Raw genomic sequence first — 25,084 nt, 5'->3', positions numbered from 1 at the left:
AATTACAAAACAAAAAAAATCCTGCTCTTCGAAGAGACAGGATTGTTAATTTAAATTTAAAAAAATATTTATTGCATCGCAAGGAACTCAACACCATCGGGATTCTCCTCCTGATGTTTTTTGTCAAAATGGCGGTGAAAATCGGAGTAGTAATCATTGTACTCTTTACTTTTCTTTAGTAAAAATTTTCGCACTCCAAAAATCCCTAAACCTATAAGTAAGCCTAAACTTCCTGCTAACAATATTCCGGTCTCTTTTCTCATATTAAAGATTTTGAATGGTAAACTTAGCAAATTGTATTCCCTTAACCAACAAATCAATTTTAAAGTTTGTTAAAGTTGAGGTTGTAAATATTAATTTTTATTAAAATTGAAGGTTGCATTGTGAATTTTTTAAGCAATTTTCTGCTTTCACTAAATAATGCTATTTTTGAACAAACCCTTACATATGAATTTTAAAACCTTTGCAGTTGGTGCAACCGGATTATTGTTTGCAACTTGTACCGCACAGAAAATGACTACGAATTTGAAATATCCTGAAACAAAAAAAATCGATCATTTCGATGACTATTTTGGAACAAAAGTTAATGATACTTACCGATGGTTAGAAGATGACCGCGCAGAAGATACAAAAGATTGGGTGCAGCGGGAAGTTGCTTTTACCATAGATTATCTTTCTAAAGTTCCTTTCCGGGAAGAAATTCGATCTCAGTTAAAAGAGATCTGGAATTACGAAAAAATCAGCGCACCTTTTAAAGAAGGAGATTTTACTTATTTCTATAAAAATGACGGACTTCAGGCGCAATCGGTTTTGTATCGAACAGATAAAAGTGGGAAGACTGAAGTTTTTCTGGATCCCAATAAGTTTTCAGAGAAGGGCACGACTTCTTTAGCCGGAGTTTCTTTCAATAAAAAAGGAAATTTAGTCGCTTATTCTATTTCAGAAGGTGGAAGCGACTGGAATAAAATAATCATCATCGATGCAATTACGAAGAAAGTGATTGATGAAACCATCATTGATGTTAAATTTTCTGGCGCTTCCTGGTTAGGAGATGAAGGTTTTTTCTATTCTAGTTATGACAAACCAAAAGGATCTGAACTCTCCGCAAAAACCGATACGCACAAGGTGTATTTTCACCAGTTAAGAACGAAACAAAGTGCTGATAAAATGATTATTGGTGGCGAAAATTTCAAAAGAAGATACATGGGAATCGGTGTTTCTGAAGATCAGCGTTACGAAATTTTGAGTGCCTCAGAAGCGACCAATGGTAATGAACTTTATATTAAAGATCTACAAAACAAAACAGATTTTATTCCTATTCAAAAAGGATATGATTTCAATACCAGTGTTGTGGATTCTAAAGGAGATTTTATTTATGCAATGACCGACAAAAACGCACCGAATATGCGTTTGATCAAATTCAATATCAACAAACCTGATGTTTGGATCGATGTTATTCCTGAAACCGAAAATGTGCTCGATGTTTCTACAGGAGGAGGTTTTATCTTCGCGAAATATATGAAAGATGCCGTAACTTCTGTAAAACAATTTGATTATGACGGTAAATTAATCCGCACCATCGATTTACCTGGAATTGGTACTGCAGGTGGTTTTAGTGGAAAGGAAAAAGAAAAAGATCTTTATTTCTCGTTTACCAATTACATCACGCCCGGAACCATTTATAAATTCAATGCAGATTCTGGAAAGTCTGAAGTTTATCAAAAACCAAAAGTGAAATTCAATCCCGAAAATTATGTTTCCGAGCAGGTTTTCTACACTTCAAAAGACGGAACGAAAATTCCGATGATGATCAATTACAAAAAAGGTTTGAAACTCGATGGTAAAAATCCAACGATCCTTTATTCTTACGGCGGTTTTAACATCAGTTTGCAACCGGCCTTTTCTGTCGTCAATGCGATCTGGATGGAAAACGGTGGAATTTATGCCGTTCCAAATATTCGTGGTGGCGGTGAATACGGAAAGAAATGGCATGATGCCGGAACGAAAATGAAAAAGAAAAATGTCTTCGATGATTTCATCGCAGCCGGAGAATATTTGCAAAATAAAGGATATACTTCCAAAGATTATATGGCACTTTCCGGCCGTTCAAATGGCGGACTTTTAGTTGGAGCAACCATGACCATGCGTCCAGATTTGGCAAAAGTTGCTTTCCCTGGAGTTGGAGTTTTGGATATGTTGCGTTACAATAAATTCACCGCAGGAGCAGGTTGGAGTTACGATTACGGAACTGCAGAAGACAGCAAAGAAATGTTTGATTATCTGAAATCTTATTCCCCGGTTCACAATGTGAAAAAAGGTGTTTGTTATCCTTCAACCATGATCATTACAAGTGATCACGATGATAGAGTAGTTCCAGCGCACTCTTTCAAATTTGGTGCAGAATTGCAGGAAAAACAATCTTGCAGCAATCCGGTTTTGGTAAGAATTGAAACCAATGCAGGTCATGGAGCGGGAAGAAGTACGGATCAGGTGATTGGTGAAAATGCAGATATTTTGAGTTTCGCACTTTTTGAAATGGGTTTTAAAACTTTGAAGAAATAATTTACTTCTCAATAGCTAAAAAAACTTTCTGAATTTTCTCAGAAAGTTTTTTTGTTTTGGGCAGCTTTTTGACTTTGTCGAATGTCAATTTATTAAGGTTTTTTGGCAGACATTTCCGCCCTCCGTTCCCTCCCGATTTTATATCGGGATCCACTCAGGTCGGGCTGCAAAGTGTCGCTATTTTCCAAAGTTACTTTATAGTTTAAAAAAAATATCTTCAAAATATCAGAAAAAAAAACGGAAATCTAAAAACACTGCAATAACCCACTACGACTGGTCAAATTTCACTTCAAAGAGTCCACTAAGTAAATCAAAGAGCTCACTAAGTGAATCAAAGAGCTCACTAAGTTCTTCAACAAACCCACTAAGTTCTTCAATGATGCTTCGAAGTTCTTCAATGACTTCTTATAGTTCTTCAAACTGAAAATAAAGATCTTCACCAATCCAACGAAGATCTTCTAATAGAAAACGTCTTATTTCTATGGGGAATTGAAAAAAAAGTTTCAAATATTTACGAGCTCAAAGTCGGGAGACTTTGCGCAGCGGCGCATATTCTAGTTTCGTTTTACAATTTTTATTAAGGAAAGTGTATCACTTAAAATTGAACTAACTATTCGAATATTCGTTTCGAAGTTTATTCAACAGTTCACTCTTTACGTAATCTTTAATTTTTGTCCCATTTATAAAATAAAAAAAGCTGCCATTAGATTTCCTATTAATAATTAAAATATCATCTTTAATATTAACGATATTAAATAATTCTGTAATATTATTTTCATCGGTAATTAACAAACTATTATTGTCAGTTATAAATTCAAACTTATTTTTATGTACCAAACCATTTTTTGAAATCACCAAATCATCGTTGCTACGAAAAATATATAAAGTTTCGTTGCTTTCGTCGTCATTTAGCAATAACCAATTTGCTCCAAAAAGATTTGTCCTGGCTATTCTAATATCAGTATTTTTCTTAATGTTAGAATAATTAGTTGAAATTAAACTTTCTGTTTTATCAAAAATTTCTTTTCCGCGATTTTTGATAACATCTATATTATCAGGAGATATTGGTTGATCTTTAAAATCTTCCATGGTACGACCTTTCGGATCTTTGCCATATTTATTATCTCCGATACTACCATCGACAAAGCCGATAAGTATGAATAGAAAATTTAAGTAAGGAATTAGTAATAAAATAGATAACCATCCAGAGACATTTATGTCATGAAGTCTCTTAGCTACAAGAATAAATAGTAGAGGACTTGTAGCAATAAGTATGAATCTACAAAAATCGCCGTAATTTTCATCATCTGCATAGTGGCTATCGAATGATAACATAATAGAAATTATTATAGTATACCATGTCAATAAAATACCAAGATGTATAAAAAAATTTGTCCTTCTGATTCTGCTAAATACTTCCATGTTTAATTTTAAATTTTTTCAGATGATATTGTCAAATATACAAATATATGATAGAGTTTGTAGTTGGTTATTTCCTTCTTCCCAAATTTTTTGATTGTGAGTTTGAAAACTTTGAAAGTGGTAAAGTTTACATAATTTACCATAACTTAAAAGCTTATTTCTATCAATATTAAGATCATAATTACTAGTGTTTTCACTGAGATTAGTTATTTTACTCATAAGTTTTCTTAATAGAAAATCCTTATTTTTACCGCATGAAACAAAAGGAAATCTCGGACTTTTATGACGAATTCGTACAGCGACAATTAAAAATCGGGGCGAACGAAAGACTCGTTTCTTTGTATAAAAGACTTCTCAATTTAGGATTAAAAGAAGATTCCAACGTTTTGGAGCTAGGTTGTGGTGTGGGAATTTTTACCAAGCTATTAAGCAAAAAAATTTCAACCGGGATTTTAGAAGCTGTTGATTTAAGTGAAAAAAGTGTCGCTGTGGCAAAGGAAGAACTGAAAGGGAAGAAGAATATTTTTTTAGAGGTCGCCGATGTTGTAAAATACCACCCACAAAATTCAGATTATGATTTCATCACCTTAATGGATGTTATCGAGCATATTCCATTGGATCAGCATGAAGAACTATTCGGAAATTTATCCAAAATCTGTACAGATAAAGCCCAAATCGCCATCAATATTCCCAGTCCGCAATATATTGGTTACGTGAAAATTCATAATCCCGAAACGTTGCAGGTCATCGATCAGGAAGTTCATCTGTTTCCGTTGATGCAGCATCTCGAAAAGCACAGTTTAGAAATGACTTATTTTGAAAAATACGGGATCTGGGAAGAAGAAGATTATCATTTTATGGTGATCAGAAAAAAGAGAGATTTTGTCCTCAAACATCTTTCTGACCATAGAAATATTTCAGAAAAAATATCCAAAAAAGTATCGGATAAAATCGACGAAATCAAATACAAGTAATGGGCGCAACTACATTAATTCAATTTTTAACCGCAAAAGTCAAAAAAGTTTTATTTCTGCGAAAGGGAAAATTATGCTGTTGTCAAGTTCAAAAAAGTGATATGAACAACGACCGCTCACCTTTTTTAAGCTATTGAATAACTGAATTTTCCAAAGCATTTCTTTTCTAACTTTTGTGGTCAAATTAAAAATTTGTACAGTTACGAAATCACGGAGAAAACTATTTCGAAAAATTACTCAATAAACCCCTTTTGAATCACTATTTTTGTGGCGATTATAAATAGATGTCAGATATTATCAAACTTTTACCCGATCATGTTGCCAACCAAATCGCTGCCGGTGAAGTGGTTCAAAGACCTGCCTCGATTGTAAAAGAATTGATGGAAAATGCCGTAGATGCAGGTGCTACCAAAATAGAACTCATCATTCGCGACGCCGGCAAAAACCTTATTCAGGTTGTAGATAACGGCAGCGGAATGAGCGATACGGATGCGCGACTCGCTTTCGAAAGACATGCCACTTCTAAAATAAGTACGACCGAAGATATTTTCAGAATTGCTACGAAAGGTTTTCGTGGTGAAGCTTTGGCTTCTATTGCTGCGGTTTCTCAGGTAGAATTGAAAACGAAAACGAAAGATGCAAAAGCCGGAACCAATATTTATATTGAAGGTGGCGGATTTCAATTTCAGGAACCGATCCAAACAACGGAAGGTTCAAACTTTTTGGTCAAAAATCTTTTCTACAATGTTCCTGCAAGACGAAAATTTCTGAAAAATAATAATGTAGAATTTCGTCATATTATTGATGAATTTCAAAGAGTTGCTTTGGCGCATGAAAACGTTGATTTTGAACTTTTTCATAATGACGATATTATTTTCAGACTCAGAAAATCGAGTATTCTTCAAAGAATTATCGAAATTTTTGGGCGGAAATTACAGCCACTTTTAGTTCCCATCAATGAAAATCTGGGATGGGTTAAACTTGGTGGATTTGCGGCGAAACCGGAAGGTGCTAAGAAAGTTCGAGGCGAACAGTTTTTGTTTGTGAATGGACGATATTTTAGAAGCGCTTATTTTAATAAAGCTGTTCAGGAAGCTTTTGATGGTTTGCTTTTACCAGGATATATTCCGACTTTTTTTCTATTTTTAGAATTAGATCCTGAGAAGGTTGATGTCAATATTCATCCGCAAAAAATAGAAGTCAAATTTGAAGATGAAAATCTAATTTTCGCTTTGATCCGTTCTACCATTAAAAGATCACTGGGAATTTATAATGTTGCACCGAGTTTAGATTTTGACAGAGACACTTCGATTGATGCTTTTACCCATCAAACCAATAAAATTGGCAGTTATAAAAGTCCAGAAATTACAGTTGACCGAAATTATAATCCTTTCCTGGAAGAAAAAGTCTCGGCCACCGAAAGTGTTGCAATGGGCGAAATGTATCAGCAGACTAATTCCGCTGAACCTTCGAAAATTAATCTTTTTGAAGACGAGGATTTCGATGAAGATCTGATGCGCCTTCCAAACGGGTACTGGCTTTTTAATAAGAGCGGAAAAACACTTATGCTCGATTTAGGCAGAATGCACCGATTGGTTGTTAGCGAGAGAAATGGCAAGAAAAAACGCGGTAACGAAAAGCAAACTTTGCTTTTTTCTCTGGAATATCACATGAATGAAACGGAGAAAAATAAGTTTCGTTCCATCAAGAAATTTTTACCCGATCTGGGTTTCGATATGGTGATCGCCAATGATAATGTTTTAAGGATTGATGCAGTTCCGGAAGGATTAAAAGAAATGCAGGTCATGAAATTCATGGAGCAGCTTTTCGAAATTTTAGAGTATAGAACAGAGGAGGAATTTCTCCATTTCTACCAAAATCAATGGAATAAGATTCAAAGTAAATCCAGATTTGATTTCCTTTATAAAATAGATGCTGAACAGGTGATTCGTGACTTTACGGCTTTAGGTTTTCCCGATTACTTACCTTCAGGAAAGCGTTGTTTTATAGAAGTTCCGCTGGATGAATTAAAAAATAAATTTTAAAAAATATGTTTCCAAGACTTACCCCAATTACCAAAAATATAATCATTATTAATGTTCTGGTTTACCTGATTTCCAACTTTTGGAATCCGCTGTTCATGTACACCGAATTTTCTGTTTACTATATTGGATCGCCTTATTTCAGAGTTTGGCAAATTATTACCCACATGTTTATGCATGCGCCATTAGGACAAGGAATTGGCTTAACTCACATTTTATTTAACATGTTAACTTTGATGAGTTTTGGACCAATTTTAGAACAGGTGTTAAGTCAGAAAAAATACCTCATTCTATATTTCGCAAGTGGAATTGGAGCTTATGCTTTAAATTGTGTCTGGAACTATTTTCAAATTGCACAATTGGGAGCGAATCCAGAGGAGATTTTTCGTTCGCCAATGTTAGGAGCTTCAGGGGCGATTTTCGGTGTGGTTGCTGCTTTTTCTACACTTTTTCCAGATTCTAAAATGTCGATTATGTTTATTCCTTATGGTATTAAAGCGAAATATTTATTGCCAGGAATCATCATCATTTCGCTTTATTTAGGATTCAGCGGTTCGATGGGTGGTATTGCGCATTTTGCACATATTGGTGGAGCGATCGTAGGTTTTGTATTGGCGAGATACTGGAAAAACAACCAATTTAGAATTAATTAAAAAGGTGTTGTGAAGATTCTTAGATTCTTTTTAGTTTTGATGCATCTTTTGATCATTGTTCTTCTTTTGGGAACTTTGCTCAATGATTATGTTTCACCGAAAACATTTCCCTGGTTTAATTTGCTTTCTCTCACTTTCCCGGTTTTGATGATTTTCAATGTGCTATTTTGCATTATCTGGGTCGTATTGTGGAAAAAAAGAGCGATTTTCTTTCTTTTGGTTTCACTACTATTTATAAATCCCGTTAGAAGATGGGTGAATTTTACGGAGAAAGTTTCGGAAAAACCCAATTTGAAGATCGTTACCATGAATATGAAAAGTGGTTCGATGGGCAGAGAAGAAATTTATAATTACTTAAAGAATACGAACGCAGATATTATTATCAATCAGGAGAAAGGCACAGAAATAGATATTCCCGGATATCCGCATAACGTGAATGATTACGAAATCGTAGCAATAAATTCTAAAACTGAAATTCTAAAGCACGAAAAATTGGCCACTTTTGGAAACGGAAATGCTTTTTATGCAGATATTAAATTTAATGGAAAGATCATTCGGGTCGTAGATGTTTACCTAAATCCTTTTTCATTCGACAAAGCAAAAGTAAAACCGACTGAAGATTTAGAAACCAATAAAGTTAAAGTTCTCTATATATTAAAAAGATTAATTCCTACTTTCAAAATTCATCAGGATGAAGTTCTAGATATTCGAAAAGCAATCGATGATTCGCCTTATCCCGTGATTTTGGCGGGAGATTTTAATTCGGTACCCAATTCTTATGAGTATTATACTATGGGAAAAGGCTTAACCGACGCTTTTGTAGCGGTCGGAAGAGGAAGCTCAACCAGTTTCCATGATTATAAATTCCCCATCAGAATTGATTATATTTTTACGTCAAAAGAAATTAAGCCTGTAAGTTACAGGGTTGATCGCAGTGTGAAGTTGTCGGATCATTTTCCAGTTATCGCTGAATTTAAAATAGATTAAAAATGAAAAATTTTATAGCATTTTCTTTTTTTTTACTAATGATGTCGTGCGGTAAAAAAGAGGTGAAAAAAGAAGCAGTCGTTCAAGAAAACGCTACCGTTCCGCCGTATGATACGATTGCTGTCGATTCTTTTTCAACTGGCGCGGTCTCTGTCGATATTGCACGTAAAATTAAGATGTCTTCTCTTGCTTACCAGGATTCTTTAAAGGAAGTTCGTAAGAAAATGGAGGCTGAAAAACTGATTCAAAAAGAAAAAGAGGAACAAGGTAAGGCAACAAAGAAAGTGGAAGAGGACGTGAAAAAAGCAGAAGCTTTAAAATTGAAAAAAGAGAAAGAAAAATCTAATCCTGAAATTTCAACTCCTGATAATGCGACGAAGCCTTAAAAGCCCTATATTTGAAAGTAACAAAACAATTAGCTATGAAAAAATATTTTTTAACTGCGACGGTGATCTCTCTATTTCTTTTTAGTTGCAAACAATCAGAAACGAAAGTAGAAACTGCAGAAAATCCGGATGGGACAGTAACCACAACAACGGTTGAATCGAATAAAACGACAGGTTTTGATTCTACGAAAGTTAATGCGACCATTGATAAAACAAAAGAGAATCTTGATGCTGCCGGAAAAAAAATTGATGATGCTGCAGATAAAGCGGGAGAACAATTAAAAAAAGCCGGTGAGGATGTGAAAGCTGCGGCTGCAAAAGGCGCAGAGAAAGTGGAGCAAGGTGCTGCAAAAGCCAAAGAAGATCTGCAAAAAAAATAAGAAACTAATCCGTTGAAATTCAGCGGATTTTTTATTGATTCATGATCAACAAAGGATCGATATATTCCCGGTCATTGCTTAATCTCGGCACTTTATTCTGACCACCCAGTTTTCCGCGGAGTGACATCCATTCGTAAAAAAGATGAGGTTTTGCTGCGTGAACGATTGGTTTTTTCAAAGTGATGTTATTGTATCTTTTCGCTTCGTAATCGGAGTTGACAGATTTTAAATGACCATCGAAAATTTCTGTAAAATGGGCCAGATCTTTTGGAGCTTTTGTAAATTCAAAGATCCATTCGTGAGCGCCACTTTCTCCATCTTTCATAAAAACAGGAGCTCCCGTAAAATCTGAAATACAGGAATCGGTGATCTCACAAGCTTTAGAAAGTGCGGTTTCTACATTGTCGATCATCAATTCTTCGCCGAATGCATTAATGAAATGTTTCGTTCTACCAGAAATTTTTATCCGGAAAGGTTTCAAAGAAGTAAATCGCACCGTGTCCCCAATCAAATAGCGCCAAAGTCCGCTGTTCGTCGTAATGACCATGGCATAATTTTTTCCGATCTCTACTTTTTCTAATGGAATAGCTTCTAAATTTTTGGGATCAAAAGTTTCCATAGGAATAAATTCATAGAAAATTCCGTAGTCCAGCATGAGGAGCATTTCGTCGCTTCCGGCTTGATCTTGAATTCCGAAAAAACCTTCTGAAGCATTGTAAATCTCGTAATAATTAATGTCTTTTCCTATTATTTTTCGGTATTGCTCTTTGTAAGGTTTAAAGCTTATCCCGCCATGGAAAAATACTTCCAAATTTGGCCACAGTTCAGAGATGTTTTTATTTCCTGTTTCGGCTAAGACTCTTTGCAGCAAAACCATCATCCAACTCGGAACACCTGTAAGACTTCCGACATCTTCATTCTTAACTTCCGAAATAATTGCTTTTAATTTGCTTTCCCATTCCGACATGAGGGAAACTTTTTTGCTTGGCGTTGTTGTAATTTCTACCCAAAAAGGGAGATTTTCAATCATAATTGCAGACAGATCTCCAAATTTTGTGTTGTAATCTTTATATAATTCTGAACTTCCACCTAAACGCAAATTTTTATTAAGAAATAGACAATTATCAGGATGATTATTCGCGTAAATAGAAACCAGATCTTTTCCTGCTTTAAAATGACAATCTGCCAAGCTCTCTTCTGAAATGGGTATAAATTTACTTTTAGCATTGGTCGTTCCAGAGGATTTTGCAAATTTTCGAATGTAACCAGGCCAAATAACATCGGGTTTTCCCTGTCTTGCCTGCTCGATAAAAGGTTCGAAATCCTCGTAGGTAACAATGGGAATATTCCTGCTAAAATCTTCATACGAAGAAATCGAATTAAAACCGTGAATTTTGCCGTAATCGGTATTTTCTGCGAGAAAAAGCTGAGAAAGCAAAACGCCATTCTGTGTTTCAAGCGGTCGACTCATAAAATTCTGGATCTGATCAATCCGTTGTCGAATAAAATAATTAACTACCGTATTGAAAAGCGCTTTCGTTGCCATATAGACAAATATAATATTTTTCGGGGTAAGAGTTGTTAAGTTTTAGGTACAAAAAAATTCCGCTCTTTTCAGAACGGAATTTCTATTTTAACTAAAGCTTTAGTTTTAGCAATATTCGTCGTAAGCAGCTTGCAGATTTGCAGCGATTGCTCCGGCTGGATTTCCTTCGATATGGTGTCTTTCTAACATGTGAACCAATTCTCCGTCTTTGAAAAGAGCGATACAAGGTGAACTTGGAGGAAATGGAGCTAAAAATTTACGCGCTTCATCAACAGCATCTTTATCATAACCTGCAAAAACAGTTACTAAATTTGCTGGTTTTTTGTCTCCTGTTAAGGAGAAAACAGCGCCTGGTCTTGCTGCTCCTGCTGCACAACCACATACGGAGTTGATCATTAAAAGGGTTGTTCCTTCTTTTTTAATAGCATTATCTACAGCTTCAGGTGTTGTTAAATCCTGGAAACCTTTATCGGTAAGTTCTGCCTTCATCGGCATTACTAAATCTTCTGGATACATATTTATATAATTTAGGGTTTAAAAAAATATTCGTTTGCAAATTTAAAGCTTTTTCAATTATTAAATTCATCTAAATAAATGATGAAAATCATTCCAAATTTCAATAATGGTCTTTTTGGCAGAAAAAACCCGAAGACAACAAATGCTTCGGATTTCAATCAGATCGATATGCAAAGGTTGAATATCCTTAATAACAGACTAAGAAAGTAATTTTTTCGCCATGTCGGAAATGCTTTTTCCGTCACTTTTACCGGCAAGTGCTTTGCCTGCCATTCCCATTACTTTTCCTATATCTTTGGCACTTTCGGCACCGGTTTGGGAAATAATTTTCTTCATTTCCGCTTCTAATTCTTCCGCTGAAAGTTGCTGCGGAAGATACTTCTCAATAACTTTTGACTGGGCGTCTTCAACTTCAGCTAAGTCGCTTCTGTTTTGGGCCGTAAACTGGTCAAAAGAATCTTTACGCTGCTTGATCATTCGTTGCAAGATTGCAATTTCCTGCTCAGCAGAAACATCGGCACCTTTTGCTTCTGTTTTTAGTAGTAAGATCTGTGATTTCACTGCACGCAATGCGTCCAATGCCACTTTATCTTTTGCGCGCATTGCATCTTTTATTGCGTCGCTGATGATTATTTCTAAGCTCATAATTTTTAATTTGAAAATTTGAAAATTCGTTAATTTGATGATGCAACTTTATTCGCACATTTTCAACTTAACAAATTATCAGAATAATTTTAATCTACATCTTTGTTCAAAAATCTGTTTTCGCGAACCTGCATTTTTCCATCGGTTTCAGTAAGGAAATTACTGATGGTTTGTGATGATGCATTGTGTCCTTCCAACATGATGTTTTTTCTTTTGAATGCGGGAATTGTATCGAAATCATTTTCAGAATCAGTCACCTGATATCTGGAGTTGAATTCTTTCAGTTTATTTCTTCTCTCCAAAACTTTTTCATTAGGAGTTGTTTTGGTGATAAATGTAAAATCATTTTCGGTTTCGAATTTCGCCAATTCATCATTGGTTTCAATTTCCATTTCCATCTTGATCTCTTCCACCTTTGGTGCTAACTTTTGAACCGGTTCAGGTTTGATTTCTGCTTTTGGTTGCGATGTTTCAACTTTCGGCTCCTCAATCGGTTCGTTTACGAAAAAACTGAATTCCATGGCACTTTCTTCCGAAAAAGTATTTGTGATTTGCGATGGTTTCTTTTCAATTGTTTCTTCAGTCTCAAAGGTAAAAGACTCTCTCTCGAGCGATTCTGAAGAATCATTGTCAAAAGAAAATAAATTCATTCCGTTATCTTCGGAGGAGATATTAAAAGTCTGATCCGGTTCTTCTTCATCTTCCAGATCAAAGTATTTCACTTCTGCAGGTTGCTCTTTCTGTAATGTAGAAGGTCTTTCAACGGAAGTCGTTTTGAATTCCGGTGTGTTGAAATCATCTTCATCATCTAAGATAAAAAGACTTTTTCTATTGAAATTTTCTCTTTTAATTTCTTCCTTCTCCATCTTTTGTTTGAAAGGAGAGTTTCTCGTTGGTTCCATTGAATCTTCCAGAGCAAATTTGATTTTCTCTGTAGATCCAGCGTGTTTTCTGTCTTCATTAGAAAAACCTGTAGCAATCACTAAAACGCTTACAGAATCTCCTAATTCTTCGTCAGTTCCAACTCCAAAAATAATATCTGCAGTGTTACCAGCTTCTTTTTGAATATGATCCATAATTACTCCGATCTCATCCATGGTAACTTCTTCGGAACCACTTCTGATCAATAGCAAAACGTTTTTCGCACCTGTAATTTTGTTGTCATTTAACAACGGAGAATCAAGCGCTTTTTTTACTGCATCTTCTGCTTTGTTTTCCCCTGAAGCAACACCATTTGACATTAATGCTGTTCCAGAATTTGCTAAAACAGATTTTGCATCACGGAAGTCGATGTTTACATCAAAATATCCCGTAATAACTTCTGCCATTCCTTTTGCAGCGTTGGTTAAAACTTCATCGGCTTTAGAGAAACCAGATTTAAATCCAAGATTTCCAAATTGCTGACGTAATTTATCATTGTTAATGACGATCAAAGAATCGACATTATTTCTTAATTTTTCAAGACCAATATCTGCCTGTTCCAATCTTCTTTTCCCTTCAAAACTGAAAGGAATTGTTACGATACCGATCGTTAAGATGCCCATATCTTTTGCCACTTTTGCAATAATTGGAGCGGCACCAGTTCCGGTTCCACCACCCATCCCTGCAGTGATAAAAACCATTTTGGTATTTTGTCCAAGAGCAGCTTTAATTTCTTCGATGCTTTCTATTGCAGCTTTTTCGCCAACTTCAGGATCAGCTCCAGCGCCAAGTCCTTCAGTAATTGACATTCCGAGTTGTACTTTATTGGAGACCGGATTATTGTCAAGAGTTTGTGCATCGGTGTTACAGATCACGAAATCTACACCGTGAATTCCACGTTCGTACATGTGCTTCAATGCGTTGTTTCCGCCACCTCCAACTCCGATAACCTTTATAATTGAGGAATTTCCTTTTGGTAAATCAAATGAAAATCCTGGGGTATTAATATTTTCCATAGTATTTGTTTTTTTAATTATTCAACTTCTTCGAAGAATTTTTTTACGCTTTCCATAATTTTTTGACCGATGGTGAGTTTGTCTCTTCTGCGATTTGCAGCTCCAGAAACCACTTTTTCTTCGGTTCGAAATTCAGGAGATTCTGCGGCAACATTTTGATTTTGTACAACTTCCTCTACTTTTTCTACGATTTCTTCTGGTTGCTCAACGCCGTTTTTCTTATCACGAATTTTTAAACTTTCCATCAATAATCCGATTGAAGTAGCATATTCCGGACCTTTTAACTGCTGGTTTTTATCATTCGCAACATATTCGTTCGCAAAACCAATTCTGCTGTCGAAACCAGTGGTATAATTAGCCAACTGACGAAGATGACGAAGGTTTGAACCACCACCGGTTAAAACAATTCCTGCGATTAGTTTTTTCTTCTGTTCAAAAGCGCCATAAGCTTTTAATTCAGTATTCACCATTTCCAGAATTTCTTCAACTCTTGCATTTACAACTTGAGCTAAAGTTTTTAAGGAGATTTCTTTATCCGGTCTTCCGTGTAAACCTGGAATGGTAACGAAAGTAGAATCTTTCTCCAATTCCGGAACAGCTGAACCGAATTTTACTTTTAATTGTTCTGCATGTTTTTCAATGATAGAACAACCTTCTTTGATATCATCTGTAATAATTCCGCCACCATAAGGAATGACGCAGGTATGACGAATAATATTATCTTTGAAAATAGCAATATCTGTTGTACCACCACCAATATCTACGATGGCAACTCCAGCTTCTTTTTCTTCTTTGGTCAAAACCGATTCAGAAGAAGCAAGCGGTTCTAATGTTAAAGCTTCCATCTCTAAACCAGCTTCACGAACGCATCTTGCAATGTTTCTAATGCTTCCCATTTGTCCAACTACAACGTGGAAGTTTGCTTCCAAACGTTTTCCGTGCATACCAATTGGTTCCTGAATTTCACCTTCAGAATCCACTTTATATTCCTGTGGAAGAACATGAATAATTTCTTCACCTGGAAGCATCACGAGTTTTTTGACCTGATCTTTTAATCTTTCAATATCGTCTTCAGTAATATACTGGTCGGGATTGTCCCTCATAATATAATCTGAATGTTGCAGAGATCGAATGTGTTTGCCAGCAATTCCTACTGTAACTTTGTGAATAGGAACGCCGGAACTACTTTGCGCTTCTGCTACTGCGGCTTTGATGGATTGAATGGTTTGGGAGATATTGTTAACAATACCTTTGTGAACGCCCAGACTTTTTGCTTTTCCAACGCCGAGAATCTCAATTTTTCCGTGGGCATTTCTTCTCCCGACGATCGTCACAATCTTTGTTGTGCCAATGTCGAGGCCTACTGAATACTCGTGTTTTTCCATTTGTATGTTCGATTTGATTTTTAATAATTCTTAATGCTTAGGATTTTCTCCGCCGCTTTACTAATTCGCCACTAGGTGACTTTTTATATTATTCAACTTTAACCTTTCCTTTCAGTTTTGAAGGGGAAGATGAGGTTTTCTTGTGATCTGAAGTTTTTGGCTTCACTGTTTCTTTTTTTACGGTTTTCGTTTCTTTCTTTACCGTAGTTTTCACTTTTTCAGGTGTTGGTTTTGCTTTTACAGATGTTGCCTTTACCTTTTCTGCCTTTTTGATTGCTGGTTTTTTCACAACAGGTTTTAGTGTTTCTGCCGTGGTAGATTTTGAAGAACTATGTTTGATGGCTTCTTCTTTTTTCTGAGCAAGCAAGGGTAATTTTGCCAATTCCTTATTTCCTACATTGATGATACTGTCGTTTTCTTTGAAATTTGGATTGAGTGTCGTAACAATTTGATTATCATATTTTACAGAAATTTTACTGTATTTTTCGCCTTGCTGAAACACCAGGTATTTTTCAACAAATGTTTTAAAACCTTTCACTTTCAAGTGAATGCGGTCTAAATCACCAATCTCTACTTTATAATTTCCCTGACTCGTCAATAAATTGTAGCCGCCTTTTTCTTTTGAAACGCCAATGAAATATTTTTTACTGAATTCATCTCCGTCTATTTTATCTATTAATTCTGCTAACTTCTGATATTCAGATTTTTGAACATCACCTGTAACCAACATACAAGGGAAAGAATAGTTTTTTGAAATCGGGAACTCATTGCCTTTTTCATCTACATAAAAATCTTTTCCATCTTTATTTAATCTAAAAGCCGGAACGCGTTGTTTGATGTCTAAATTCAAATTTCCATTTAAATTGAGATATACGTTTGCGCTGTCGACTCCTGGAAGTTGATTTAATTTTTTCTCTAATGCCGGAATATCAATATCGCCAACTCTTTTTGTCGGATTTGAGGTTTTTACCAAATCTTTTACATCTTTCTCATCAATAAAATAAACCGGATTTTTAGTTTTGGTCATGTTTACCGAAACTTTTTCCATGGGTTTATTATTGAATCTTTTCAACGAAAAACTCAGCAGAAATCCAAAGATGATCACTGTAATTAAAATTTTTAATATTCTGAATTTGTTTTTCATTTACTTTTTTTGACTTAATTTCTTATCAAAGTTTTTTACTGTTTTTAACATATAACTGAAGTTTTCTTTGAGCTCCAGTTCATAATCCCAATCGTCACGTTCTGTTTTTCCGTGACCCAGAGAAGTCATATTTATTACGCGATCATCTTTGATCCAAAATTTGCAGTTCCATCCGCCAATATCTGTAGCGTCTGATTTATTTTTATAAGTGATGCTTTGCAATGCTAAAACTTTCGCTTCATTTTTTAACAAAAAATAATCGGAATAAGTATCTGTGTATTTTTCATTATTTTCGTCCCATTTTCTGGTCATTTTTACGATGTCATTCCCTTCCTTTTCATATTCGTACCTGATCACTTTGCCTTTTGCAGGAATTTCAAAAGTATATTTCGCTCTGCTCGAATCCTTGTCGATTCGGTCAGCGTACTGATTGATTTTATCTGCTGCTGCCAAATCTACTTTAGATTGAGAAAATGAAATTCCAAAAATTAACAGCAGTAGTAACAATGAAAATTTTAGTTTCATAGCTTCAACCATTCTACAATCCCATCAGACAAAGTATCGATATTTCCGGCACCTACTGTTAACAGAACATCGAAGTCTTTTTCTTTTATTTTATTAAAGGCTTCGTCTAAATTTGAAACCTCTTTTTTCTCTAATTTAATTTTCTCTAAAAGCCATTTTGAAGTTATTCCTTCAAAATTTTCCTGTAATTCACGAGCTGGATAAATATCAAGCAAGATCAATTCATCTGCTTTATCTAAACTTTCTGCAAAACCATCGGCAAAATCTCGTGTTCTGCTAAATAGATGCGGCTGAAAAACCACCAGTAATTTTTGATGGGGGTAAAATGTTTTTATCGATCCAATTACTGCATTCAATTCTGTTGGATGATGCGCATAATCGTCGATATAAATTTTTCCGCTGTCGAAATTATGTTTTGTATATCTTCTTTTAATCCCTTTAAAGTTGGAGATTCCATTTTTCAAAGTTTCAAAATGAACACCTAAATTATTTAGGATTGCAATTGCAACGGTCGCATTTTCAACATTATGAATTCCCGGAATTTCCCAAACGAAATTATCAACTTCTTCATTTGGTGTATGGAAATCAAAATAAATTTTGTCGCCTATTTCCCGAATGTTATCAGAGTAAAAATCGGCTTCCTCATTAACTGCGTAGGTTTTCGCTTCTCTTCCAATTTGAATTCCTTTTCGTACAAAAAGTTGAACACTTTCCGGAACCAGATCTGCAAAATCACGGAAGCCTTGTTCAATCGTTTCTTTATCGCCGTAAATATCTAAATGATCTGCATCAATCGAAGTTATTGCCGCCCAATTTGGAGAAAGGTTTAGGAAACTTCTGTCGTATTCATCTGCTTCAACCACCGAAATTTCATTTCCATTAAATAGAAAATTGGATTTAAAATTCTCAGCAATTCCACCTAAAAAGCAAGAGAAAGGAAGATTGGCTTCTTTACACAAATGCGCTACCAAAGAAGAAGTTGTCGTTTTTCCGTGCGTTCCTGCAATCGCAATACAATTGGTGTTTTCGGTGATCATACCAAGAACTTTTGCTCTTTTTAAAACCGTGAAACCGTTATCATTAAAATAATTAAGAATGTCTAAATTTTTAATAGCCGGCGTATAAATGACAAGTGTATTTTCTTTGTCTAAATTTTGAATTTTATCATTAATAACATCTTCAAAAACAATATCAATTCCTTCTGAAACCAAAATATTGGTCAGCTTGGTTACGGTTTTATCGTACCCCAAAACATTGTTGTTCGAAGCCTCGAAATAACGCGCCAAAGCACTCATTCCGATGCCGCCGATTCCTACGAAGTAGAAGTTTTGATAGCTTGTTAAAGGTTTCATTTTCGTGTTATTGATTGCGCCCTTTCATGGCTTTCTATTGCTGTTTTTGTTTTGTTTTTTCAAATTCAAAGGGCTTCACCCTTTGCTCTTGATTGCGCCACTTCGTGGCTTGTTTATAAAGTGCTTCATCTTTTTTGATGATTTTGTCACTTTTTGGCTGGTTTTCGTTTTAAGAACTTATTTTTAATGTTTTTAAAATCTCAGTTACAATTTCCTCTGTCGCTTTTGGTTTTGCAAAAAATTCGAGATTTGCGGACATTTCTTTTCTCAAATTTTCATTCTCGCATATTTCTAATAAAGTCGGCAGAAATTTTTCTTTCATTTCTATGTCTTTTACCATTTTTGCTGCATTTTTTTCTACTAAAGTCATCGCGTTTTTAGTTTGATGATCTTCTGAGGCAAAAGGAAACGGAACTAAAAGCACTGGTTTTTTTGCCATCGCCAATTCTGAAATCGCAATCGCTCCAGCTCTGGAAACAATTATATCTGCTGCAGAATACGCTAAAGCCATATCGGAAATAAATTCCTTAATTTGGATTGACTCTGAATGTTGGATGCTTGATGATAAATCTTTAAAATCCGTTTTTCCAGTTTGCCAGATTAATTGATAACCTTTATGGTTTATTTCCTCTAAATTTTCTTTCCAACCGTTATTTAAGGTTCTTGATCCTAATGAACCGCCAACAGAAAGAATGGTTAGTTTGTCAGGATTTAAGCCTAATTTTTCTTTCGCCTGTTTTGAATCTGTTAGATCTGTAATAATATTCTTACGAATAGGATTTCCCAGGAAAAAGGTTTTCGTGCCGTGGAAAAATTTTTCCATATTCGGATAAGCTGTGAAGACTGCTTTTGCTTTTTTCGATAAAAAGATATTCGTTTTTCCGGCTAAAGAATTCTGTTCCTGTACAAAAATTGGAACTCCTAATCTCGAAGCGGTGAATAAAGCCGGTCCGCTCGCGAATCCTCCTGTTCCGACTGCGAAGTCTGGCTTGAATTCTTTAATGGCTTTTTTAGCTTTCATCAAACTTGACATTACTTTAAAAGGAAGATTTATATTTTTCAATAAATTTCCTCTGTCAAATCCAGCGATATTTAATCCCACAATCTTGTAACCTGATTGTGGAACTTTTTCCATCTCCATTTTTCCGTTCGCACCAATGAATAAAAATTCGGCCGTCGGAAATCTTTTTTTGATCTCGTCGGCAATAGCGATTGCAGGAAAGATGTGTCCACCTGTTCCGCCGCCGCTCATTACTATTTTTAAATTTTTGTTCATATTTTTTTTTGTGACTCGGGATCAATCGCGTCTCTACGGTTTATGCGATATCATTTATTTCTTCAATATTCTGCGTTTTACCCATTCCTTCTTCATCATAAACCTGAATTCTGGAACTTACATTTAAAATAATTCCTAACTGAATATAGGTTACCAACATCGAGGTTCCACCGTAACTTATTAATGGCAAAGGCTGTCCTGTAACAGGAATAAGATTAATGGCGACCGCAATATTCACGGAAAGTTGCACGAAAATCATTATTCCCAAACTCAGCACGAGTAAACTCCCAAAAAATGCGGGCATTTTACTGGCAATCATTACAATTCTGATGATCATGATGAGGTAAAGGACTATTAAAAATACTGCACCAAAAAATCCGTATTCTTCAACGATAATGGCAAAAATAAAATCAGAAGCAGATTGGGGAAGCATTTGTTTTAAAGCGCTTTTTCCGGGACCCATTCCGGTGATTCCGCCGTGAACGATCGCAGCTTTTGCCTGCATAACCTGGTAATTTTTTGCTTTTAGAGTTTCATCTTCAACATCGGTTGTTTTTTTGGTATTGCTAAAAGTTTCAACACGACTCATCCAGGTATGAACACGGTTACTTCCTATTAAATCGGTCTTTAAGGCCAAAAACATAAATAATCCGATTGCTAAAGTTGAGATTCCCATGAAACCCAAAATGTATTTTTTGTTCAGCTGTCCAATAATCATTACGGCTAAAGAAACTAATAAAATCATCAGAGCTGTAGAACCATTATCTTTAGCAACGAGTCCAAAAACCAACATTACAGGTCCAAAAATATAGAGCACGTTTTCAATTGGAAGACGATCTCTTTTAATCCTTTTGGTTAAATATCTGCAGAGGTAAATCACGAGCAATAAATAGGCGAAAGACGATGGTTGAAAGGAAATTGGTGTTCCTGGGATTTTTAACCAACGAGAAGCTGAAGCACCATCGATTTTCTGCCCTGTAAACATTGTTAGACATAATAAAAGAACCATAACTCCCAATAAAATACTGCTGAGTTTCCCAATATGTTCGTATTTGAAAAAACCAACTCCACGCATAATCGCCAAACCAAGAACCACGAAAAACATGTGCTTCATTAAGTGAGTTGTCGTTGTGCCATTATTGACGATATATTCCAAATTTGAACTGGCGGAATACACGGGAAATACGGAGAAGAACGAAATCAGCAAGATAACGCTCCAAAGTACTTTGTCGCCTTTTAATAGTTCGAATTTGTTTTCTGTTTCCTGCATTTTGTTTGAATCGTTTCCGATTTTATTTTAAAACTTCGTTTTTAAACTGATTTCCACGGTCTTCGTAATTATTGAATAAATCGAAACTTGCACAACATGGTGAAAGTAAAACCGTATTGCCTTTTTCAGCTAAAGATTTAGAAACTTTTACGGCTTCTTCCATACTTGATGTGCTGTAAATCAATTCTGTCTTGTCCTGAAAGAAATCAATAATTTTTTGGTTATCAAGTCCTAAGCAAACAATTGCTTTTACTTTTTTCTTTACTAATTCTTCGATTTCTGTATAGTCATTTCCTTTATCTACACCACCAACAATCCAGACTGCGGGTTGTTTCATGCTTTCTAAAGCGTAGTAAGTTGCATTTACGTTGGTCGCTTTGCTATCATTGATAAATTTCACGCCATCTATTTCTGCCACCTGTTCTAAACGATGTTCAACTGCCTGGAAAGTCATCAAAGAATTGCGAATACTTTCATTATTGATCTGTAGTATTTTCCCCGCAATCGAAGCTGCTAAACTATTGGCAATGTTGTGATTACCGACCAAAGAAAGTTCCTCGATCTTCATCGAAAACTCATCTGCTAATTTTACAACCATTTTATTATCATTAAGATAACCGCCTTCTTTCAGTTTTTCTTTCGTAGAAAAAGGGATCATTTTCGCCTTGATTTCTAATTTTTCTAAAAGGTTCTGACTCATCACATCATCTTTATTATAGATAAAAAAGTTGTCGTTTTCCTGATTTTCTGTAATTCTAAATTTCGCTAATGCGTATTCTTCGTAGTTGTAATTGTATTGATCTAAATGATCCTGACTCAAATTCAATAACAAAGAAATATAAGGTCTAAAGTTTTGAATATCATCCAATTGAAAAGAACTTACCTCTAAAACATAGTAGTCGAAATCTTCATCTGCAACCTGTTTCGCAAAGCTTTTCCCAATGTTTCCACCGAGACCAACTTTCAAATCATCATTTTTTAAAATGTGATAGATGAGCGAAGTCGTTGTCGTTTTACCGTTGCTTCCTGTGATGGCAATTATTTTAGCATCTGTAAACTGTGAAGCGAACTCGATCTCAGAAGATAATCTGATTCCTTTCTGATTGATTTTGAAAATTATATCAGCTTTCTTCGGAATTCCAGGTGATTTTATGATCCAGTCTGCAGCAAGAATTCTTTCTTCTGAATGTTGTCCTTCTTCAAACTCGATATCAGCGTCGATCAAAAGCTTTTTGAAGTCCTCTTTGATCAAGCCTTTATCAGACAAGAATACTTCCATGCCTTTTTTCTTCGCCAAATAAGCTGCGCCAAATCCGCTTTCTCCGCCTCCTAAAACAACTATTTTCATATAATTTTTATCTGACTTTTAAAGTAATTAAACAAATAATCGCAAACAGAACGCCCATGATCACCATTCGGTTTACGATTTTACTTTCGTGATAACCTTCTTTCTGGTAATGATGATGAAGAGGAGACATTTTAAAAAGTCTATTATTTTGAGCGTATTCTAACCCAAATTTTCTCTTTCTGTATTTAAAAACTCCGACCTGCAGCATGACGGAAATGTTTTCTATCAAGAAAATTCCGCACAAAACAGGAATCAGTAATTCTTTTCTTAAAATAATCGCTAAAACTGCGATCACACCTCCCAACATCAAACTTCCCGTATCGCCCATAAAAACCTGCGCTGGATAAGTATTGTACCAGAAAAATCCGATAACTGCACCAACCAACGCGAGCGCAAAAATGGTTGTTTCCCCCATATTGGGCAGAAACATTATATTGAGATAATCCGCAAAAATGATATTCCCAGAAACGTACGCGAAAAAGGAGAGCGTCAACAATATGACGACACTGGTTCCTGCGGCGAGACCATCGATCCCATCTGAAATGTTAGCGCCATTGGAAACTGCAGTTACAATAAAAATAACGAAAGGGATAAAAACGATCCATGCCCATTCGTGAGCTTTTTCAGGTGTCATCCAAAATAAAATTCCGCTGTAGTCAAACTCATTATTTTTTACGAAAGGAACGGTTGAAACCGTTGCTTTTTCCGTCGGCATAAAGTTCGTTTCAACATTGTTTCTATTGATTTCTTTAGCATCTGCATATTTTCTTTTTACCGTAATATCGGGATGAAAATACATGGTAATTCCCACAATTAAGCCTAAACCAACCTGACCGATTACTTTGAATTTTCCGCTAAGACCGTCCTTGTTTTTCTTTACTTTCTTTAAATAATCGTCTATAAATCCGATTGCTCCCATCCAAACGACAGAAGTGATCAGCAAAACGATGTAAACATTAAATATTCTGGTGAATAATAAAACTGGAATTAAGGTTGCCAAAATAATGATCAAACCTCCCATTGTCGGAGTTCCTTCTTTTTGTTTTTGACCATCTAAACCTAAATCACGAACCAATTCGCCCATTTGTTTTTTGCGCAAATAATTGATGATCTTCTTCCCAAAAACCAAAGCGATTATTAATGACAATAAAACCGCCATTCCTGCTCGGAAAGAGATGAATTTAAACATACCAATTCCCGGAAGATGAATTCCGTGGGCGATACAATATTCGTAGAGGTAGTATAACATAATTGATCGTTTATTTGCTCATTAATTTTGCTAATTCTATAACTGTTTCTTTATCATCAAAATGGTGTTTTATTCCATCGATTTCCTGATAATTTTCGTGTCCTTTTCCGGCAATGAGGATAATATCTTTAGGTTCTGAAAATTTAATGGCCATTTTAATTGCTTCTCTTCGGTCAGGAATTGAAGTGTATTTGCTGAAATATTGAGGTTCAACACCGGATTCGATTTCCTGAATGATTGTTGCAGGATTTTCTGTTCGTGGATTATCAGAAGTGATGATGGCTAAAGTCGATTTTCTTGATGCGATTTTTCCCATTTCAGGACGTTTCGCGTGATCTCTGTCGCCGCCGCAACCAAATACAGTGATTAATCTTTCGTTTTTTGTACGGATCTCGTTGATGGAATCTAAAATGTTTTCCAAAGCATCCGGAGTATGTGCATAATCGATGATGAAGAAAATTCCGCCTTCAGATTTTAAAGTTTCAAATCTGCCTTTTACTGTTTTTAATTGTGACATTGCTTTTAATATATCTTCTTCATGAAATCCCGATTCTACAGTAATTGCATAAGCTAAAAGCAAATTATAAACATTGAATTTTCCGGATAAAGTCGTCCAGAATTCTTTTCCATTAAAGTTGAGAAGCATTCCGTTGAAATCGGTTTCCAACATTTTACCGTGGAAATCTGCCATCGTTTTCAAAGCGTAGGTTTTCTTCTTCGCTTTGGTGTTTTGAAGCATTACGTTTCCATTTTTGTCGTCAATGTTGGTGATGGCAATTGCTTCTGAATTCAGTTCGTCAAAAAATCTCTTTTTGGTTTTTAAATATTCCTCAAAAGTTTTGTGATAATCTAAATGATCGTGCGTAATATTTGTGAATCCGGCGATTTTGAAATGTAAACCTTCCGTTCTGTTTTGATGAATTCCGTGGGAAGAAACTTCCATAAAAGCATATTCGCAATCCAATTTAACTGCTTTTGCTAACATTTGATTGATTCGAATAACATCGGGAGTCGTATGAGTTGACGGAATAATTTCGTCCCTAATTCTATATTCTACGGTCGAAATTAATAATGATTGAAATCCTAAGATTTTAAAAATATCAAATAAAAGAGTTGCAACAGAAGTTTTTCCGTTAGTCCCTGTAACTCCGATTAAGTTTAACTTTTCTGAAGGATTCCCATAAAAATTGGAAGCTAGTTGACCTAAAGTTTTTGATGCATCTTTTACTTGAATGTAAGTCACATTATCCTTTAAGTCTTCAGGTAAAACTTCACAAAGAATAACTTTCGCACCTTTTTCAATAGAAGAATCGATGAAAGAATGACCATCGGAAACAGTTCCTTTGATGGCTACATACAGAGAATCCGCAACAGCTTTTCGGCTGTCGAAAACAATTTCTGAAACGTCGGTATTTTGATTTCCGATCATTTCTAAAACTGGGATTCTTTTTAATAATTCTTCTAACTTCATTTTGTTATTTTATA

General features: G+C 35.3%; 22 protein-coding genes. 7 read left to right on the top strand and 15 right to left on the bottom strand.

Annotated features, from left to right (window positions below; all coding sequences use genetic code 11):
- Positions 1-68: 68 nt before the first annotated feature.
- Complete coding sequence (locus tag OA86_RS05785; RefSeq protein ID WP_039350066.1) at positions 69-263, bottom strand: hypothetical protein; 195 nt, start codon at positions 261-263, stop codon at positions 69-71.
- Between the two features lie 250 nt (positions 264-513).
- Here OA86_RS05785 and OA86_RS05780 point away from each other — a divergent pair, with 250 nt between their 5' ends.
- Entirely contained in the window at positions 514-2,562 is a 2,049-nt protein-coding gene (locus tag OA86_RS05780; RefSeq protein ID WP_246008079.1) for a prolyl oligopeptidase family serine peptidase, read from the top strand.
- Positions 2,563-3,168: 606 nt separating this feature from the next.
- On the opposite strand, the gene OA86_RS15260 is transcribed toward OA86_RS05780, so the two are convergent.
- Positions 3,169-3,984, bottom strand: a complete 816-nt coding sequence (locus OA86_RS15260) for a DUF805 domain-containing protein (RefSeq protein ID WP_052257402.1) — start codon at positions 3,982-3,984, stop codon at positions 3,169-3,171.
- Between the two features lie 254 nt (positions 3,985-4,238).
- On the opposite strand from OA86_RS15260, the gene OA86_RS05765 reads away from it, so the two are divergent.
- The 6 genes from OA86_RS05765 to OA86_RS05740 all read left to right on the top strand — a co-directional run bounded on the left by OA86_RS05765 (position 4,239) and on the right by OA86_RS05740 (position 9,406).
- Positions 4,239-4,958 carry a class I SAM-dependent DNA methyltransferase gene (locus OA86_RS05765; protein ID WP_039350060.1) on the top strand — a complete coding sequence of 240 codons (720 nt, stop codon included), beginning with the start codon at positions 4,239-4,241 and terminating at the stop codon, positions 4,956-4,958.
- Positions 4,959-5,242: 284 nt separating this feature from the next.
- Complete coding sequence (gene mutL / locus OA86_RS05760; RefSeq protein ID WP_039350058.1) at positions 5,243-7,003, top strand: DNA mismatch repair endonuclease MutL; 1,761 nt, start codon at positions 5,243-5,245, stop codon at positions 7,001-7,003.
- Between the two features lie 5 nt (positions 7,004-7,008).
- Positions 7,009-7,653 (top strand): rhomboid family intramembrane serine protease, encoded by a 645-nt coding sequence (locus tag OA86_RS05755; RefSeq protein ID WP_039350056.1) that lies wholly within the window; start codon positions 7,009-7,011, stop codon positions 7,651-7,653.
- 9 nt (positions 7,654-7,662) lie between these two features.
- Positions 7,663-8,640 (top strand): endonuclease/exonuclease/phosphatase family protein, encoded by a 978-nt coding sequence (locus OA86_RS05750; protein ID WP_039350054.1) that lies wholly within the window; start codon positions 7,663-7,665, stop codon positions 8,638-8,640.
- Between the two features lie 2 nt (positions 8,641-8,642).
- Complete coding sequence (locus tag OA86_RS05745; protein WP_052257401.1) at positions 8,643-9,026, top strand: hypothetical protein; 384 nt, start codon at positions 8,643-8,645, stop codon at positions 9,024-9,026.
- A 35-nt stretch (positions 9,027-9,061) separates the two neighbouring features.
- Positions 9,062-9,406, top strand: coding sequence for a hypothetical protein (locus OA86_RS05740; protein WP_039350052.1), 345 nt, complete (start codon positions 9,062-9,064; stop codon positions 9,404-9,406).
- Between the two features lie 31 nt (positions 9,407-9,437).
- On the opposite strand, the gene OA86_RS05735 is transcribed toward OA86_RS05740, so the two are convergent.
- The 13 genes from OA86_RS05735 to OA86_RS05675 form a co-directional block, all read right to left on the bottom strand.
- On the bottom strand, positions 9,438-10,952 hold the full coding sequence (locus tag OA86_RS05735; RefSeq protein ID WP_039350050.1) for a GH3 auxin-responsive promoter family protein: 1,515 nt from the start codon (positions 10,950-10,952) through the stop codon (positions 9,438-9,440).
- Positions 10,953-11,057: 105 nt separating this feature from the next.
- Positions 11,058-11,468, bottom strand: coding sequence for a BrxA/BrxB family bacilliredoxin (locus OA86_RS05730; protein ID WP_039350047.1), 411 nt, complete (start codon positions 11,466-11,468; stop codon positions 11,058-11,060).
- A 198-nt stretch (positions 11,469-11,666) separates the two neighbouring features.
- Positions 11,667-12,113, bottom strand: coding sequence for a GatB/YqeY domain-containing protein (locus OA86_RS05725; protein WP_039350044.1), 447 nt, complete (start codon positions 12,111-12,113; stop codon positions 11,667-11,669).
- Positions 12,114-12,202: 89 nt separating this feature from the next.
- A complete protein-coding gene (gene ftsZ / locus OA86_RS05720) occupies positions 12,203-14,050 on the bottom strand; it encodes a cell division protein FtsZ (RefSeq protein ID WP_039350040.1) in 1,848 nt (615 codons plus the stop codon).
- A 17-nt stretch (positions 14,051-14,067) separates the two neighbouring features.
- The gene (gene ftsA, locus OA86_RS05715; RefSeq protein ID WP_039350037.1) at positions 14,068-15,435 is read right to left on the bottom strand and encodes a cell division protein FtsA; all 1,368 of its coding nucleotides are present in this window, start codon (positions 15,433-15,435) and stop codon (positions 14,068-14,070) included.
- 88 nt (positions 15,436-15,523) lie between these two features.
- On the bottom strand, positions 15,524-16,579 hold the full coding sequence (locus tag OA86_RS15970; RefSeq protein ID WP_246008026.1) for a cell division protein FtsQ/DivIB: 1,056 nt from the start codon (positions 16,577-16,579) through the stop codon (positions 15,524-15,526).
- Positions 16,580-17,104, bottom strand: a complete 525-nt coding sequence (locus OA86_RS05705) for a hypothetical protein (protein WP_126340463.1) — start codon at positions 17,102-17,104, stop codon at positions 16,580-16,582.
- Positions 17,101-18,456, bottom strand: a complete 1,356-nt coding sequence (murC, locus tag OA86_RS05700) for a UDP-N-acetylmuramate--L-alanine ligase (protein WP_039350031.1) — start codon at positions 18,454-18,456, stop codon at positions 17,101-17,103. Before murC ends, OA86_RS05705 begins: the two co-directional genes overlap by 4 nt.
- 169 nt (positions 18,457-18,625) lie before the next feature.
- Positions 18,626-19,732 (bottom strand): undecaprenyldiphospho-muramoylpentapeptide beta-N-acetylglucosaminyltransferase, encoded by a 1,107-nt coding sequence (murG, locus tag OA86_RS05695; protein ID WP_039350028.1) that lies wholly within the window; start codon positions 19,730-19,732, stop codon positions 18,626-18,628.
- Between the two features lie 40 nt (positions 19,733-19,772).
- Positions 19,773-21,002 (bottom strand): FtsW/RodA/SpoVE family cell cycle protein, encoded by a 1,230-nt coding sequence (locus OA86_RS05690; protein ID WP_039350026.1) that lies wholly within the window; start codon positions 21,000-21,002, stop codon positions 19,773-19,775.
- Between the two features lie 22 nt (positions 21,003-21,024).
- Positions 21,025-22,350: a UDP-N-acetylmuramoyl-L-alanine--D-glutamate ligase gene (murD, locus tag OA86_RS05685; RefSeq protein WP_039350023.1), complete on the bottom strand. Its 1,326-nt coding sequence runs from the start codon at positions 22,348-22,350 to the stop codon at positions 21,025-21,027.
- Between the two features lie 7 nt (positions 22,351-22,357).
- Positions 22,358-23,599 (bottom strand): phospho-N-acetylmuramoyl-pentapeptide-transferase, encoded by a 1,242-nt coding sequence (mraY, locus tag OA86_RS05680; RefSeq protein WP_039350020.1) that lies wholly within the window; start codon positions 23,597-23,599, stop codon positions 22,358-22,360.
- Positions 23,600-23,609: 10 nt separating this feature from the next.
- A complete protein-coding gene (locus OA86_RS05675) occupies positions 23,610-25,070 on the bottom strand; it encodes a UDP-N-acetylmuramoyl-L-alanyl-D-glutamate--2,6-diaminopimelate ligase (protein WP_039350018.1) in 1,461 nt (486 codons plus the stop codon).
- Positions 25,071-25,084: the final 14 nt, after the last annotated feature.

Origin of the sequence: Kaistella jeonii, assembly GCF_000812865.1 — a bacterium.
Lineage (GTDB): Bacteria > Bacteroidota > Bacteroidia > Flavobacteriales > Weeksellaceae > Kaistella > Kaistella jeonii.
Note: the sequence above shows the minus strand (reverse complement) of the source record. Positions and strands in the feature narration are given on the sequence as shown.